The 15,237-nt window shown below is 28.3% G+C and carries 18 protein-coding genes; 3 read left to right on the top strand and 15 right to left on the bottom strand.

From position 1 onward, the window contains the following. Positions 1-35: 35 nt before the first annotated feature. Positions 36-2,639: a DNA polymerase I gene (polA, locus tag psyc5s11_RS06615; RefSeq protein WP_224036827.1), complete on the bottom strand. Its 2,604-nt coding sequence runs from the start codon at positions 2,637-2,639 to the stop codon at positions 36-38. A 365-nt stretch (positions 2,640-3,004) separates the two neighbouring features. Between polA and psyc5s11_RS06610 the strand changes: the two genes are divergently transcribed. Beyond that, positions 3,005-4,231 (top strand): aminopeptidase, encoded by a 1,227-nt coding sequence (locus psyc5s11_RS06610; RefSeq protein WP_224036826.1) that lies wholly within the window; start codon positions 3,005-3,007, stop codon positions 4,229-4,231. Between the two features lie 296 nt (positions 4,232-4,527). Here the strand turns inward: psyc5s11_RS06610 and psyc5s11_RS06605 are convergent, their stop codons facing one another. From psyc5s11_RS06605 to psyc5s11_RS06585, 5 genes are all read right to left on the bottom strand, one after another. Further along, positions 4,528-4,995 (bottom strand): DUF3284 domain-containing protein, encoded by a 468-nt coding sequence (locus tag psyc5s11_RS06605; RefSeq protein ID WP_224036825.1) that lies wholly within the window; start codon positions 4,993-4,995, stop codon positions 4,528-4,530. 37 nt (positions 4,996-5,032) lie between these two features. Next, on the bottom strand, positions 5,033-6,055 hold the full coding sequence (gene trpS / locus psyc5s11_RS06600; protein WP_224036824.1) for a tryptophan--tRNA ligase: 1,023 nt from the start codon (positions 6,053-6,055) through the stop codon (positions 5,033-5,035). Positions 6,056-6,085: 30 nt separating this feature from the next. Beyond that, positions 6,086-6,331 carry a TIGR04540 family protein gene (locus psyc5s11_RS06595; protein ID WP_224036823.1) on the bottom strand — a complete coding sequence of 82 codons (246 nt, stop codon included), beginning with the start codon at positions 6,329-6,331 and terminating at the stop codon, positions 6,086-6,088. 269 nt (positions 6,332-6,600) lie between these two features. Next, positions 6,601-7,032 (bottom strand): universal stress protein, encoded by a 432-nt coding sequence (locus tag psyc5s11_RS06590; RefSeq protein WP_224036822.1) that lies wholly within the window; start codon positions 7,030-7,032, stop codon positions 6,601-6,603. Positions 7,033-7,216: 184 nt separating this feature from the next. Further along, positions 7,217-7,951, bottom strand: coding sequence for an ATP-binding protein (locus psyc5s11_RS06585; protein ID WP_224036821.1), 735 nt, complete (start codon positions 7,949-7,951; stop codon positions 7,217-7,219). 231 nt (positions 7,952-8,182) lie between these two features. On the opposite strand from psyc5s11_RS06585, the gene psyc5s11_RS06580 reads away from it, so the two are divergent. After that, positions 8,183-8,938 (top strand): AzlC family ABC transporter permease, encoded by a 756-nt coding sequence (locus psyc5s11_RS06580; RefSeq protein ID WP_375541988.1) that lies wholly within the window; start codon positions 8,183-8,185, stop codon positions 8,936-8,938. A 3-nt stretch (positions 8,939-8,941) separates the two neighbouring features. Further along, entirely contained in the window at positions 8,942-9,244 is a 303-nt protein-coding gene (locus psyc5s11_RS06575; RefSeq protein ID WP_224036820.1) for an AzlD domain-containing protein, read from the top strand. 82 nt (positions 9,245-9,326) lie between these two features. On the opposite strand, the gene psyc5s11_RS06570 is transcribed toward psyc5s11_RS06575, so the two are convergent. The 9 genes from psyc5s11_RS06570 to psyc5s11_RS06530 all read right to left on the bottom strand — a co-directional run bounded on the left by psyc5s11_RS06570 (position 9,327) and on the right by psyc5s11_RS06530 (position 15,122). Then, a complete protein-coding gene (locus tag psyc5s11_RS06570) occupies positions 9,327-9,698 on the bottom strand; it encodes an HI0074 family nucleotidyltransferase substrate-binding subunit (RefSeq protein WP_224036819.1) in 372 nt (123 codons plus the stop codon). A 10-nt stretch (positions 9,699-9,708) separates the two neighbouring features. Continuing rightward, positions 9,709-9,999 carry a nucleotidyltransferase domain-containing protein gene (locus psyc5s11_RS06565; RefSeq protein WP_224036818.1) on the bottom strand — a complete coding sequence of 97 codons (291 nt, stop codon included), beginning with the start codon at positions 9,997-9,999 and terminating at the stop codon, positions 9,709-9,711. Between the two features lie 45 nt (positions 10,000-10,044). Beyond that, entirely contained in the window at positions 10,045-10,620 is a 576-nt protein-coding gene (locus tag psyc5s11_RS06560; protein WP_224036817.1) for a Uma2 family endonuclease, read from the bottom strand. Between the two features lie 301 nt (positions 10,621-10,921). After that, a complete protein-coding gene (locus psyc5s11_RS06555) occupies positions 10,922-11,323 on the bottom strand; it encodes an Rpn family recombination-promoting nuclease/putative transposase (RefSeq protein ID WP_224036816.1) in 402 nt (133 codons plus the stop codon). Positions 11,324-11,333: 10 nt separating this feature from the next. Beyond that, a complete protein-coding gene (locus psyc5s11_RS06550) occupies positions 11,334-12,164 on the bottom strand; it encodes an Rpn family recombination-promoting nuclease/putative transposase (RefSeq protein WP_375542005.1) in 831 nt (276 codons plus the stop codon). Positions 12,165-12,620: 456 nt separating this feature from the next. Further along, positions 12,621-13,790 carry a transposase gene (locus psyc5s11_RS06545; protein WP_224036815.1) on the bottom strand — a complete coding sequence of 390 codons (1,170 nt, stop codon included), beginning with the start codon at positions 13,788-13,790 and terminating at the stop codon, positions 12,621-12,623. A gap of 167 nt (positions 13,791-13,957) precedes the next feature. Continuing rightward, positions 13,958-14,182 carry a hypothetical protein gene (locus psyc5s11_RS06540; protein WP_224036814.1) on the bottom strand — a complete coding sequence of 75 codons (225 nt, stop codon included), beginning with the start codon at positions 14,180-14,182 and terminating at the stop codon, positions 13,958-13,960. Beyond that, positions 14,136-14,435: a hypothetical protein gene (locus tag psyc5s11_RS06535; RefSeq protein ID WP_224036813.1), complete on the bottom strand. Its 300-nt coding sequence runs from the start codon at positions 14,433-14,435 to the stop codon at positions 14,136-14,138. The genes psyc5s11_RS06540 and psyc5s11_RS06535 overlap by 47 nt, the downstream gene beginning before the upstream one ends. 90 nt (positions 14,436-14,525) lie before the next feature. After that, entirely contained in the window at positions 14,526-15,122 is a 597-nt protein-coding gene (locus psyc5s11_RS06530) for a hypothetical protein (protein ID WP_224036812.1), read from the bottom strand. Between the last annotated feature and the right edge of the window lie 115 nt (positions 15,123-15,237).

Raw genomic sequence — 15,237 nt, 5'->3', positions numbered from 1 at the left:
TTCAGTTAACAGTTAATGTAAAAACTCAAAGATTTTTATTTTGCTTCATACCACGTATGCCCTGAATTTACATCTACATCAAGTGCTACTTTTAATTCAATAGCCTTTTCCATTTCATGCTCAACTAAGTTTTTAACCTCTTCAAATTCTTCCTTCTTAACATTTAATATAAGTTCATCATGAACTTGAAGAATTAATTCACTTTTCAATTTATTTTCATTTAATTTATTATAAACATTAACCATAGCAATTTTTATTATATCAGCTGCGCTCCCTTGAATTGGAGCATTCATAGCTAATCTATCACCTAAAGCTTTTACTATTTTATTAGAAGCTTTTATTTCCGGTATAAATCTTCTTCTATTTAATATAGTTAGTACATATCCAGTTTCTTCAGCATCTTTAACTATGTTTTCTAAGTATTTTTTTATCTTAGGATATCTTTCAAAATAAATAGCCATATATTCTTCCGCTTCTTTTTTGGTAATCTTTAAATCTTGAGCTAAACTAAATGCTCCTATACCATATACGATTCCAAAGTTTACAGCCTTTGCTCTACTTCTCATAAGAGAAGTCACTTCATCTAATGGCACTTTAAAAACTTCTGAAGCTGTTTTTGTATGAATATCACTATGATGCTTAAATGCATCTATCATATTTTCATCATCTGCAATATGAGCTAAAATTCTTAATTCTATTTGAGAATAATCGCAAGAAACAAGGATATCATTTTCTTCCATAGGAATAAATACTTTTCTTATTTCCCTTCCTAGCTCATGCCTAATTGGAATGTTTTGCAAATTAGGTTCTGTACTTGATAATCTTCCTGTTGTAGTAACAGTTTGATTGAAATTTGAATGAATACGTCCATCCGTGTCAATTACATTTTTTAATCCCTCTATATATGTAGAATAAATTTTTGTGACTTGTCTATAATACATTATCTTAGGAATTATTTCATGCTTATCTATTAATTTTTCTAAAACTTCTTGATTCGTTGAATACCCAGTTTTTGTTTTCTTAATAACTGGTAAATCTAATTTTTCAAATAATATCTTACTTAATTGCTTAGGTGAACTTATATTAAATTCTTCTTCAGATAGCTTATATATTGCTTCTTGAGTCTCATCAATTTCTTTTTTGAATTTTATTTTGAGTTCATCGAGCATTCCTTCATTTATATTAAATCCAATGCTTTCCATTGATGAAAGTACATATATTAATGGATGCTCAACTTCATAATATAGTTTATCCATATTTTCTTTATGAAGTTTTTCTTTTAATTTTTCATAAATAACTGGTAAATAGCTTGAAAGAATTACTTTAAGATTATTTCCTTCTTCGCTTGGGTTTTCTCCAATATAATTATTAACAAGCTCTATAATTTCATATTTACTCTTTGAAGAATCAATCAAATAAGCTGCTATTGCAGTATCAAAATCAAATCCTTTAATTTTAATTTTATTTTTATTTAGAAAAGTAACAAAGTTTTTTCCATCATGAATTACCTTCTTAATATTTTCATCTTCCATTAGGAGTTTTAAAGCTTCTATGGATTCTTCTTTACCCTTAAAACTTATGTCTTTAAAATTTATAATAGTACCTGTATTTTCTTCGCCTAAAATTAAATATTCAAGTTCTAATTTAGAATATATAGATGAATCTGTTAGGGTATAATCTATGTAAATTATATCTTTTTTATTTGAAAATAAATCTTTCATAGCTTCAATTGTATCTATAGTATTAACTTCAACTTTAGACTCCTCTGAAAATGTTTCATCTTTAAATTTCGCTAAAATAGATTTCATTTCAAGTCTAATAAGCATTTTCTTAATTTCTAATACATTTTCTTTTTCACTACAATTAATATCATCTAAAGTTATCTCAATTGGAACTTCTCTCATAATAGTAGCAAGCCTTTTAGAGAATATTGCTTGTTCTACATTGTTTTCTAAATTTTCCTTAAGCTTCTTTCCTGGGATGTTATCAATATTTTTTAGTACTTCTTCAATTGATCCATATTCTTTTATAAGCTTAAATGCAGTTTTTTCTCCAACACCTGGAACACCTGGAATGTTATCAGACTTATCTCCCATAAGGCCTTTAACATCTATAAATTGATTTGGCGTTACTTCAAATTCATCTATAAAGGTTTTTCTATCATATACTGCGGTTTCGCTAACACCCTTTTTAGTAATTATAATTTCAGTAGTGTCAGATGCTAATTGAAGTGCATCTTTATCTCCTGTAACTACAAATACTTTAGTATCATTGTTTTCAGCAAATTTAGAAACTGTACCAATTAAGTCATCAGCTTCAAAACCTTCTATTTCAAAAATCTTTATGCCCATAAACATTAACAATTCTTTGATTATTGGAAATTGCTCTGCAAGTTCTGGTGGCATTTTATTTCTTCCTGCCTTATATTCTGCATATTCCTTATGTCTAAAAGTTGGTGCTTTTAAGTCAAAGGTAGCAATTATACTATCTGGATTAATTTCATCCTTCATCTTAAATAACATATTCATAAATCCATAAATGGCATTAGTATTTGTTCCATCACTATTGTTCATCGGAGGCAATGCATAAAAAGCCCTATTCATAAGTGAATTTGAGTCTAAAATTAATAATTTCTTCATTAAAACCTCCTACGTTTATCTAAAAATTTTTATTAAGTAGTAAGACTAATCCCCCTACCAATAAATTCTATTTGGATTACTTAAATTATTATACTATATTATTTCCCTTAAAGTATAGATTTATAAACTAAATATGCTATTTCCTAGCTATTATATCCTAAATAATTATCTTTTTGTTCCATTCTAAAAACATTTTGTTTATATATAATATTGTTTTTTGCCTAATAAATATTTTAGACTATTTCTCCAAAAAATTTGATAATCATCTCAAATAATGTAATAATAATAGCAGTCATTTTATTATTATGATAACATAAAATTCAGATAATAAATGACTGTAGTTTATTAATTATGAGGTGATATAATTGTTTAATGATTTATTATTAAAATATGCAAAACTTGCCGTTATTAAAGGTATAAATTTGCAAAAAGATGGTCTCTTAGTCATAAATAGTCCTATTGAATGTAGTGACTTTGCAAAAATGATTGCAGAAGAAGCTTATACCGTTGGTGCTTCTGATGTTGTTATAAATTATAATGATGAGAAATTCAATAAAATTAGATTTAATAATTCTAGTAAAGAGGTTCTTTCTTTCACTCCAGATTTTGAGCGTGATAGATATAATTATTATGTAGAAAAAAATGCTGCTTTTTTAAGTATCTCTGCATCTGATCCTGATATTTTTAAAGATGTTGATTCAGATAAAATATCTGCATCTCAAAAAAGTAAACGTGTTGCTTTGGAAAAGTATCATGATGCTTGTAATTCTAATAAAAATTCATGGTGCATAATTTCAATACCAACAGAAAATTGGGCTAAAAAAGTTTTTAGTGAAGCTTCCTCTAAAATCGCCGTAGAAAAATTATGGAATGCTATTTTTAATGTTATGAGACTTAATGAAGATGATCCTATTAAAGCTTGGAATACCCATGTTGATCTTCTTCATAAAAAAGTATCAGAATTAAATTCTCACGAATTTGAATATTTACATTTTACTAATTCCCTTGGAACAGATTTAAAAGTTGGATTAGTTAAAAATCATATTTGGTGTGGTGGAGAAGACACTAAACAAGATGGTCTTAAATTTATTGCAAATATGCCAACAGAAGAAGTTTATACTACACCAAAATTAGATGAAGTAAATGGAATTGTATTTAGTTCAAAGCCTTTAAGCTACTGTGGAAATTTAATAAATAATTTTTCATTAACCTTTAAGGACGGTAAAGTTATAGATTGCAAAGCTGAAACTGGACTAGATATTTTAAAAGAATTAATAAATACTGATGAAGGTTCAAATCGTTTAGGCGAAGTTGCTTTAGTACCTTTTAATTCTCCAATTTCAAATTCAAATATAATTTTCTACAATACATTATATGATGAAAATGCTTCTTGTCATTTAGCTCTTGGCTCCTCATATCCATGTTGCATAAAAAATGGAGAAAAAATGACTAAAGATGAGAAAAAAATAGCATGTGCCAATGTTTCATTAGAACATGTTGATTTCATGATAGGAACAAAAGATACAAATATACTTGGTGTAAAAGCTAATGGTGAAGAAATTCAAATATTTAAAGATGGTAATTGGGCATAATTATAAAAAAATGGGTTGTTTCAAAATATAAAATATTTCGAAACAACCCAAATGCTTTTTAGGCACATGAAAATAAATAACAAGTCCAAAGTTGCCATGAATATTTTTCATCAGGCAAGGAGACTAATTGCCCTCATAGCAGGCCTATTAGGTCAATTTGCCGACGTGAGCAGTGAACCCAAATCTATGATTTGGTGTGAATCGCTTACTCAGTGAGCGAATGCGAATCGAGCTTCCATTATGATGGAAAATAGACTGGCAAATGGACTTGTTATTTTTTTGATTGTGCCTTAATCTTATTCAGTTACTTCCTTATTTTTAGGTTTACTTCTCTCAATATTACTAAAATACGTTTTTAATTCATTGTTAAGACATTCTACAGTATGGTTAAACTTTGCTTTAAATGTACGTCTAGCCATAAGTCTTTGAATCCATATTGTTGTATATGATACAAACTTTTCATAGGGTTGATTTTCTTCAAATATCAATTTAGTTGTACCATCTTTTTGACCCTTAAACATATATGTAGATACACATTTTGTAAAGCTTGTTGAAGTTGTAATTTCATATTTTTCATTTTTTATATATTCAGTTATTTCAATTGTACATTCTACTGGCTTTGGAGCTCCAGTTTGTATATTTTTCATGAAATTACATCCTTTTGGATTTTCTTCATTAAATTCTGGAAAATCCTTTTTTGCATTTTTCATAAAAATACGAAATGCATCGTCTAGCTCATAGTTTACTATACCCGTAGCTTTCATTTCAGCTTTCCCCCCATAGTGGCTTTTATTTATTCATCTATTTTTTTGTAAAATACTCTATGCCTATTGCGGTCCGGACTTCTCTTAAAGTATTTGCTGCTACTGCTCTAGCTTTATCACTACCATCTTTTAGCATATCATATATAGCATCAATATCTTTTTCAAATTCTATTCTTCTGTTTCTTATTGGTTCAAGTTCGGCTTGCATTACTTCATTCAAGTATTTTTTAACCTTCATATCACCAAGCCCACCACGTTTGTAGTGTTCTTTCATCTCTTCTACTGCATCTTTATCAGTTGCAAAAACGTCTAAATAAGTAAATACAGTATTTCCTTCTATTTGTCCTGGATCTTCTACTTTAATATGACTCGGATCTGTATACATTGACATAACTTTCTTTTTAATTGTATCTGCATCGTCAGATAAATATATACAATTTCCTATTGATTTGCTCATTTTAGCTTTCCCATCAGTACCAGGTAATCTTCCACAAGTATCTTCTTTAGGTATTATTGCTTCTGGCTCTACTAAAACTTCTCCATATATAGAATTAAAGCTTCTAACAATTTCTCTAGTTTGTTCAATCATTGGTAATTGATCTTCTCCAACTGGAACTGTAGTTGCTTTAAATGCTGTTATATCTGCTGCTTGGCTAACTGGATAAATAAGGAATCCAGCTGGAATGCTATTTTCAAAATTCTTCTGTTTTATTTCTGCTTTAACTGTTGGATTTCTTTCTAATCTTGATAATGTAACAATATTTAAATAATGCATAGTAAGTTCATTTAATTCTGGTATTTGTGATTGTATAAATATGGTAGATTTGCTCGGATCAATTCCAACTGCTAAATAATCTAATGCAACTTCTATCAAGCTATTTTTTATCTTTTCAGGATCTCTTGCATTATCAGTTAAAGCTTGTTGGTCTGCTATCATTATAAAACTTTCATACAATCCAGAGTTTTGAAATTCTACTCTATTTTTTAAAGAACCTATATAGTGACCTATATGTAACTTTCCAGTCGGTCTATCTCCTGTTAATATTATTTTCTTATCCATTAAAAATTCACTCCTAAACTATAAAAGTAACTAAGCCTCTGGTTTCATTTTACTTTGTACTACTTTATTGATAATTTCTTCTCTTTTATTCCCTAGAATGTTAGATATCTTTACAGACATGTTCTTTTCTTTATAAATAGCTTCCTTATTTGCCTCAACAAGTTTCATGATTCTGTCTTCCATTTTTTCATATGAAATTAAATCATCATCATGTGCATCTACAATATCCTTTAAACATGTTGCTAATTCTTTTGGGTTTCTATAAACTGCTCTCATTTCTTTCTCCTTAACATTTAAAAATAATTTTTTTAAAGATTTCTTATTATTATATTATTACCTATTAACTGCAATTTAGTAAATAAGTTCGTCTAATTATATCATTATATACTGGAAAATTCTATATTCCAATATAAAGCACATAAAAAATAGCAAGTCAATATTCTAATATAATTGACTTGTTATTTTATATGACTAAATACGATCCTAAAATATAATCTTTTTAAGATAGTATTTCTTAAAATCTGCCTTTATGAATTCTTTTACAATTATTTTATACTAATTGTAAAATCATTTGGAACTATCATCACAATGCATTTAGCACGTTTCACAACATTTGTTGTAACTGAACCTATCATTCTAGTTAAACCTCTTTTTGTTGATTTTGTCATAACTATTATACCTATATTTTCTTCATTTGCTTTCTTTATAATTTCATCTCCTGGATATCCAAAAGTGAAAAATGTTTCAGTTGTATAACCTTTCATCTTTTCTTTAGCTGCTTCCAATATTTCAGATCCCAATTCTTGAGCAAATTGTATTTCATCAGCAACTATCATTTCATTTATTAATACCAATTCTTTTACATTCATTATTATGATTTCCACCGAGTCTTTGGGAAATATCTCTTTTACGAACTCTAAAGAATGCATACTTCTTTCAGTTCCATCTATTGGTATTAACACTTTCCTCTTATTCATATATACTCCCCCTTGTATAATCTAGTTACTTTATAGTATTCTACACAATATCCATAATATCCTCTATTTTTATATAATGAATATTTTTTTCTATTCATGTACAAACAACTATAGAGTATACTTCTATCTTAAAAATTTACGATAGAAGTATACTCTATTTTTTTATTTCATTTATAGTTTGTTCTTACTCAATAATTTCCCCATTAGTTGAAATAGTTACTATTTGCCAAGGAATCATCTTTTCACTTGCCTTAAGTGCATTCTTAACTGCATTTACGATGCCTCCGCAGCAAGGTACTTCCATTCTTACTACTGTAAGACTCTTAATATCATTCATTTTTAAAATTGCTGTAAGTTTTTCTGCGTAATCTCCTTCATCAAGCTTTGGACACCCTATAAGTGTAATTTTGTTTTTCATAAATTTATTATGAAAATCACCATATGCATAAGCAGTGCAGTCTGCTGCTATAAGTAAATTAGCATTGTTTAAATACCCAGCATTTTGTGGTACAAGTTTAATTTGTACAGGCCATTGATTCAATTGTGATCCTACATCGCTAGTACTAGGAGCACTTTTAATTTCTACTTTATTATGATTTATTGCTTTTGCTTGTGATCCTGGACAACCAAATGATATTTTTTCATTTTTATTTACCTCTATATTTTTTTGTTCCATTTTTCTTTTTTCCATATGAATTTGTACAGCTTCTTCATCATACTCATCTGCTTCACGTTCTTCAAAAGTAATTGCACCAGTTGCACATGAAGGAAGACAATCTCCAAGTCCATCACAATAATCATCACGTAATAACTTTGCTTTCCCATTCACCATTCCAATTGCACCTTCATGACAAGCACTTGCACAAAGTCCACACCCATTACACTTTTCTTCATCAATTTTAATAACTCTTCTTATCATAAAATCCACCATCCTATATTATTTTTTTACGTTCATTTAAATTTATATTAAAACATTCTCTCTTGCTGTTATTTACATTAAATTATTTACTCTATGATGTTATTATACTAGAATAACACCATGATTTCCGTTTCATTTGCAACAAACAAAATAATAATCTGTAATATTTTTTTCATTTTAGAATTTTTTTGTTATAATTTAATATAGTAAAAAAATCAAGGGGGATTTATTTTGACGGAAAATATTAACTGCAATATTAATAAAAATCATCATATTGCTTTTTTAGATGAATTTAAAGATGGGCTTAAGAAAGGATTACCTATAGGACTTGGATATATATCCGTATCTTTAACTTTTGGTATGATGGCTGTAAGCGGAGGCGTTAGTCCTTTAATGGCAGTTTTTATTTCATTTACTAATGTAACATCTGCCGGACAATTTGCAGGTATTCAATTAATTTTTCAAACAGCTTCTTATTTTGAAATAGCTCTAACAGTCTTTGTGATCAATATTAGGTACATGCTCATGTCTTTATCTTTATCACAAAAGCTCGCCAGAACCACGACGTTACTTGAAAAGTTAATATTAGCATTTGGAGTAACTGACGAAACCTTTGCTGTAGCTTCATTAGAAGAAAAACCACTAACTGCACCTTATATGTTTGGATTAATAACTCTTCCAATTATAGGCTGGACATTTGGAACTTTCCTTGGTGCTGTCACTAGTACCATTTTACCAATTAAGCTTCAAGATGCTTTAGGAATCGCATTATATGCTATGTTTATAGCTTTAATAATACCAGAAGCAAAAAAATCAAAGCCCATTTTACTAGTAATTTTTATAGCTGTTTTCTTTAGCTTATTATTTAGATATGTTCCATTTTTACATCAAATATCATCTGGCTTTGCTATAATAATTTCATCACTTTTAGCCTCTGCAATTGTGGCATATTTTTGTCCAATAAAAAAATCAAAGGAGGATGTTTAAATAATGTATGTATTTATATGCGTATTAGTTATGGCACTAGTAAGTTATTTGCCACGAGTAATTCCCTTTACCATATTTAAAAAAAGAATAAAATCAATTTACATACAATCAATCTTGAGTTACATGCCATATGCAGTTTTAGGAGCAATGACCTTCCCTGCTATATTTTATAGTACAAGTAATATGATATTTTCAGCATTCGGCACTGGAGTTGCATTATTGTTAGCTTATAAAGGACAAAAACTCTTACTGGTTGCAGTAATTTCTGTCGGAGTTATCTATTTGTTAAATGTATTCTACATATAATTTTAGGCATATTCAAGAAAACAATAGATACTCATAATGGTCTATTATTTTCTTGAATATGCCTTATAGTTCAAAATAATTACTATTTTAACTTTTCTAAATTTATAACTAATTCCCCGATAGCATCAACATATTTATTCATTATTCTACTTGCAATTTCATCTGCCAAATTTTCATTATAAATATGTGATGTGGAATTTCTATCCTCCAATAAACTTATCCAAACTAACTCATCTGAAATAATATTATTTACATAAGCTTTTTTAAATATTGTGCGCGGAAATGAATTTTCAAGGGTTACCCCTAGATACTTCATAAATTCTTGAAGGGTTTTATGAGTAAGCTCATAAGTGAATTCAAATCTTTGTATAAGACTATCTCTTATAATATCATTTTTACCATCATACAAATCACTTACTTCTACAAGTCTATCATAAGCTTTTTTTAGATTCATATATTTAAAGTCAACACTTCTCATAAATTACTATCCCTTCTTTTTTAATCTGCTCTATAAAAACTTTATCACATGCAACATTCATATCTGAAAAATCAAATTCTAATAAAGTATTTGTATTCATTTCAATATCTTCAATAAATTCTACTATAGAGCTATCTGCATATATTGCTAAATCAATATCACTTTTAATTGAATTATCTCCTCTTGCTCGTGACCCAAAAAGAATAACTTTATTAATATATTTATGTTTGCTTGCTATATCTTTTATTTCATCAACTATTCTCTTTTCTAAATTCAAGTTATCCTCTCCCTATAAAAATGGATTTATATATCTATTAATTTTTTATTCTTCTTCTATTAGTTCAACATCTGATAAATCTATTTCTAACTCATCAAATCTTATAGATTTAAATCTATCATTTAAAGAGCAGTTATGCTTTAATTCATACCTAGCATCTACTAATGAATAAATCCATACCTTTTTACTCATAGGTGAAATAATCCAATATTCAGGTACACCATATTCTTCATATAAATTTTTCTTAGCAATAGTATCATCATCTGAATTTGATGGACTTAAAACTTCTATAACTAATTGTGGAATTCCAATATAACCTCTATAGAAGATTTGATTTTTATCACAATATACTGCAACATCTGGAGCCACTTCTGCTTTTTTTGATTTTATTAATTCATTAAGCTTATTTTTATCTTCTTTAATATCAATAGGATTATCTTTTGTTAAAAATAATGCTCCTTCATTTGCGACACTACACTTCTTTTTAAAATATGTTCTTATTTGAAAATATAATTCTCCCTGTAATTCTATATGATTGTATCTTGGTCTTGATGTCATGTATTTTATATTATCAATCCATTCTTCCTTTAGCTCGTGCATGTTACCTGCATTTAATTCCATAATATACACTCCTCATAATATCTCATGTAACTAGTCTTACACTGATACATTTTCAATATATAATCTTCATTTTTAATCCTGGCCTAAACTTATATTTATTATAACATCATTATATAAGAAAACAAATTTCACATTTCCACATCTATATCTTTAATATGAATTTTAGTCCTTCAATATCAATGGTTTTATGATTTAGAAGCTAAATTGATGGCTTAAGGTCTCTATAAATCATTAAGTCAAAAAAATCACTTAGGCTAATTGAATCCCAAGTGATTTTTGTAAAATATATTGCTCTTTCAATTCAATTTATTTTTAACATTTCTATGTCCTTTATGCTTAATCCAGTACCCTTTGCTATCGTTTCTATATCAACTCCTAATAACAAAAAGTTTTTAGCATTTTCTATTTTTTCTTTTTTTATTCCTTTTTCTATTCCTCTTTCTTCCGCAGTTTTTTCTCTAGTCATTTGATCCATTATTTCTGCTTGTCTTGCTTCGTATGCCCTTCTAGCTTCCTTGCTTTTACTCACTACTTTTAAAATCTTGTAAGTAGTTTTTATATTATCATTATTTTCAGCTAACACTTCTATCTCCTCCTTTGACTGAGCATTTATAAATTCAAGCCCCTCTAAAGTTGGATCATCTACATCACTAAGATTTTCTATTTCAAATAGCTTAGGTAGTTCTAAAAAATGTACTTCCAAGAGATTTCTACTAATTTAACTCTTTCTTAATTTTCTGAACTTCCTCAACACTTAATCCAGTTCCTTTAGCAACCATATCAACATCTAATCCCATAATCAAAAAGTTCTTAGCATTTTTTATTGTTGCTTCTTTAATTCCTTCTTCCTTTGCACTTTTCAATCTTGTCATTTGATCATGAAGCTCTGCTTCTCTTGATTCATAAGCAGCTCTTGCCTTATCATCTTTACTTATAACCTCAAGAATATTATAGGCTTTTCTTATTTTATCATTTTTTTCTGCTAACATCTCAAATGCCTCCTTATTTCTTGCTTGTAAAAACATCATCCATTGAACAATTGGTTCATCTTCATCTTTAGGAACACTATCATCAAATAACTTTGGTAGTTCTAAATAATGAATTTCTAACACATCAGTTAATTTTTGATTAGTTTCATCCTCTGTTATATGAAAACTTGTATGAAGTTTATTTATTTCTATACATTTAAAATCAACTATATTTATTGTTATACATTTTTCAAGTTTATCATAAGTATCTCCTGATTTTATCTGTCCATTATACATCTTGCTCCAGTAAAACAAAGTTCTCTCTGCCATATACTGTGTATATAAAACTTGAATTTCTATATCTATATGTTCACCATTTTTTGTTTTAGCTCTAACATCTAATATTCCTTTTCGGTCTTCTGAAAACTCTCTTAATAATTCTGTATTAATTAGTTCTATCTCTTCTAATTCATCATGTGGCATTTTAAGTATTGCATTTAATAATTCTATCAATAAATCCTTATTCTTTTCATCACCAAATAATAATTTAAAAACAAAATCATTCTTAGGTGACATTATAAATCCATCATCTAAAACTTTTTTTCTTACCACTTTAATCACCACACCTTAAATATATTTATACTTTTATTATATATCATATAATGCTTTTCTTAAACTAAAAACTAGTTTCTTTTTTGAATGTAAAATTGAATCCTTTTATACAAAATCTTGTCCGCGCCTATAATTTTCAAAATCAATAACTAGTTTTGATCCATCTCCCACTATGAAAACAATGAGCTTTATTTCTTAAACATTCCGGACAACTTTTCTTATTACTCCCGAAGAATTTTGTTCCATCTATAGCAACCACAGTATATCCAGTAATCTAGCCTTTGCTTCAATTATACATAACTTTATTAATTTTTTCCATTATTCCCATAAACATTGTGGTTAATAACAACCAATCTTCCGAAAATAGATAGAATTCCCCCTACCCCAAAATTACTTATTACTTATTCTGTTTTTTATCCTTTAAGTACTATTAAAAACCAATTCAAATTTATACTTCATTATATATAGTCCCTTTAATAAAAGCCTTACAATTTCTCGCTGCGTTGAAAATTGTTTTCTCAGCCTTCTAAATAAAAATAACTGCATTATGTTTGATGCAATAAATATCAAATAAAGCACTGCTTCAACTGCGTTACCACCATGGACAAAGCAATGTTCTAAGCCACATTCTTTTTTCAAATTATTAAAAATTGAATTTTCAATATCCCAGCGTCCTCTTATTATTTTAAATAAAGTCTTAAGTTTCATATTCATACACGTCGTTACAATCATGATTTGTGACCTCTTTTTATTTGGGTATTTCATTGCATATTTCACAAAACGCAATGGCTCTAATACCTTGTCCATAGTAAATACCGACTCATATACTTCAATTTTTTCAAAGCCTTTTTCATCTGTCCAAGCTTCAACCAGCTCTGACTTATTTACTCTCTTTTTCACTTCCCTAATGCTGTTATTATTGTTATTCTTCGCTCTAACAATTACTTCAACATCATGTTTTACACAATGATTGATCCAAACTGAATTACAGGCAAGAGCATCGTAAACCACAACATCAATTAATTTTTTATGAACACTTATTGCATTTGTAAGTAGCCTCTTTGCTACATTTTGCTCTCCTTCATCCTTTGATACTGAATCTTGTCCAGGCCTATAATTTTCAAAGTCAATAACAAGCTTTGGTCCAACTCCAACTATTGACATGACGGCTCCACTGTGAAAACAATGAGCTTTATTCCTCAAGCATTCCGGACAGCTTTTCTTATTACTTCCAAAGAATTTTGTTCCATCTATAGCAACCACCGTATATCCGTCAATTGTTCCATCTTCAAAAACCTTATTTTCTATTGCCTTTTTTATTATATATTCATTTATTTGTTTTAAGCCTTTAATATCAATGACCTTGAGCGTATCTCTAATAGCATCAACCAGTGGCAACTGTGTACCACTACGAAATAATTCTTTAAATTCATTATTTTTGATCATCAAATTTAATTCATTGAAACTTTTTACTCTAAGCAAAAAGCCTAAAAGGACAAGTGTTATAACTTGCGCTGTCTTATATGTAGGATTAACTCTTCCATCTGATAATTTATTTAGTCCATTTTCAATATGATAAACATTCTTCATGTATTTCACCAATTTAACAAAGTAATTTTTTCTCAAGTATAAAACCCCATTTCGGTTAATAGTTTAACAAAAATGAGGCTTCATTTATAGTGAAAATTCTCCGAATTTGATACACTTTTAAAATTGCTGAAAACACTACTGATTTCAATGGTTCTGTGATTTTGAAGCTAAACTGCTGACCCATAATATGTTCTTATGCAATCTTTATAAGCAATTGCATAAATCTTTTTATTTCGTGAACATCCAACATACAAAGCTTCTTGTATAATATTGACTTGATTATCTTCTATTATGAATAATTTCCCTTTTTCAAATGCATCTCCAGCTTTAAATATTATTTTTCCATCACGTGTAATTAAAACAGATGTAATAGCTTGGCCTATTTTTTTCAAAAATATCCATTAATGGTACATGTGCTGGTGGAAAGTATGTGCGCAACCCCTCAATTTCATTTTCTCTATTAGCCTGTTTAATTATCTCAACTACTTTCTCTGCTATATCATACCTTGTTTCTTCTGGTTCATCACCAATATTATCCCACCCCTTTTTTGTTCCATCTTCTACAAATTTATTTGTTGCTTCTGCATATGATTTTCCTTCGTCACACCATCTTTTTGATAATTCATTATAATATTCCCAATTCATTTATACTTCTCCTTGTTTGGATATTTGGTTTAATAAAATTAGTAAGTATTAATGCTGCCTTTAACATTAATACTTACTAACAAAAAATTGCTAATCTAATTTATAGTCTTTTATATTTATAAAAGTTACATTCTTAATTTTGCTTTTTTCCAATATATCTTTTACTTTTTGAGTCACAATCGGCACCCCTTTAAAATTCTTGAACTGAAAAATATCAGATCCATCCCACTCATCTATACTAATTTTTAATCCAATAACGTCTTCTTTATCAACTGGCTTGACTCTCCCACATTTTTCACATTTTTCTATTAAATTTCCGTCAGTTTTCCTTAAGAATCCACAATTCCCCAAAATAATCATTTCTCTTAATCCATTAGTATCAAAATCTATTTTATTTCCTCTTGCATCATAACATCCTGTCACATGAATATCGCTAGTATCAAAACCAGTTATATTATTTTCCTTTAAAATATTGTACATATTTTCACTTATTATAGAATACTGTGTAACTGAGTAATAATCAGCCTTCTTTTTACCTTCAAAATATACCTGAAGATTTGAAGTAAGTGTAACTCGTCTTCCATTACACAATTCACATATTTCTATTTTAGGATTATTACTTTTATAAATTGCTTCTGCATAATGCTTTTCGCAATCTTCTTCTAAAATATAAAACTCCTCTTTCATTTATTTAAAATCCTCCTTGTACTTATAAATATAAACCTTACTAAAGCTTAAGTTTAGCCTTATATTTCTCTATTCCTGATTTCTTAGCCATTTTATTTAATTCAGCTATTATATC

This window comes from Clostridium gelidum (assembly GCF_019977655.1).
Lineage (GTDB): Bacteria > Bacillota > Clostridia > Clostridiales > Clostridiaceae > Clostridium > Clostridium gelidum.
This window is presented reverse-complemented; position numbering and strand designations above follow the sequence as displayed.

Coding starts and splice junctions, on each gene's coding strand:
- psyc5s11_RS06590 (WP_224036822.1), bottom strand. CDS start 7,032: ATGAATAAGAGGAAAGTGTTAATACCAATAGATGGAACTGAAAGAAGT.
- psyc5s11_RS06550 (WP_375542005.1), bottom strand. CDS start 12,164: ATGTCACCTAAGAATGATTTTGTTTTTAAATTATTATTTGGTGATGAA.
- polA (WP_224036827.1), bottom strand. CDS start 2,639: ATGAAGAAATTATTAATTTTAGACTCAAATTCACTTATGAATAGGGCT.
- psyc5s11_RS06585 (WP_224036821.1), bottom strand. CDS start 7,951: ATGATAAGAAGAGTTATTAAAATTGATGAAGAAAAGTGTAATGGGTGT.
- psyc5s11_RS06605 (WP_224036825.1), bottom strand. CDS start 4,995: ATGAAAGCTACGGGTATAGTAAACTATGAGCTAGACGATGCATTTCGT.
- psyc5s11_RS06575 (WP_224036820.1), top strand. CDS start 8,942: ATGTATGTATTTATATGCGTATTAGTTATGGCACTAGTAAGTTATTTG.
- trpS (WP_224036824.1), bottom strand. CDS start 6,055: ATGGATAAGAAAATAATATTAACAGGAGATAGACCGACTGGAAAGTTA.
- psyc5s11_RS06560 (WP_224036817.1), bottom strand. CDS start 10,620: ATGGAATTAAATGCAGGTAACATGCACGAGCTAAAGGAAGAATGGATT.
- psyc5s11_RS06530 (WP_224036812.1), bottom strand. CDS start 15,122: ATGAAAGAGGAGTTTTATATTTTAGAAGAAGATTGCGAAAAGCATTAT.
- psyc5s11_RS06535 (WP_224036813.1), bottom strand. CDS start 14,435: ATGAATTGGGAATATTATAATGAATTATCAAAAAGATGGTGTGACGAA.
- psyc5s11_RS06545 (WP_224036815.1), bottom strand. CDS start 13,790: ATGAAGAATGTTTATCATATTGAAAATGGACTAAATAAATTATCAGAT.
- psyc5s11_RS06570 (WP_224036819.1), bottom strand. CDS start 9,698: ATGAATCTAAAAAAAGCTTATGATAGACTTGTAGAAGTAAGTGATTTG.
- psyc5s11_RS06595 (WP_224036823.1), bottom strand. CDS start 6,331: ATGAGAGCAGTTTATAGAAACCCAAAAGAATTAGCAACATGTTTAAAG.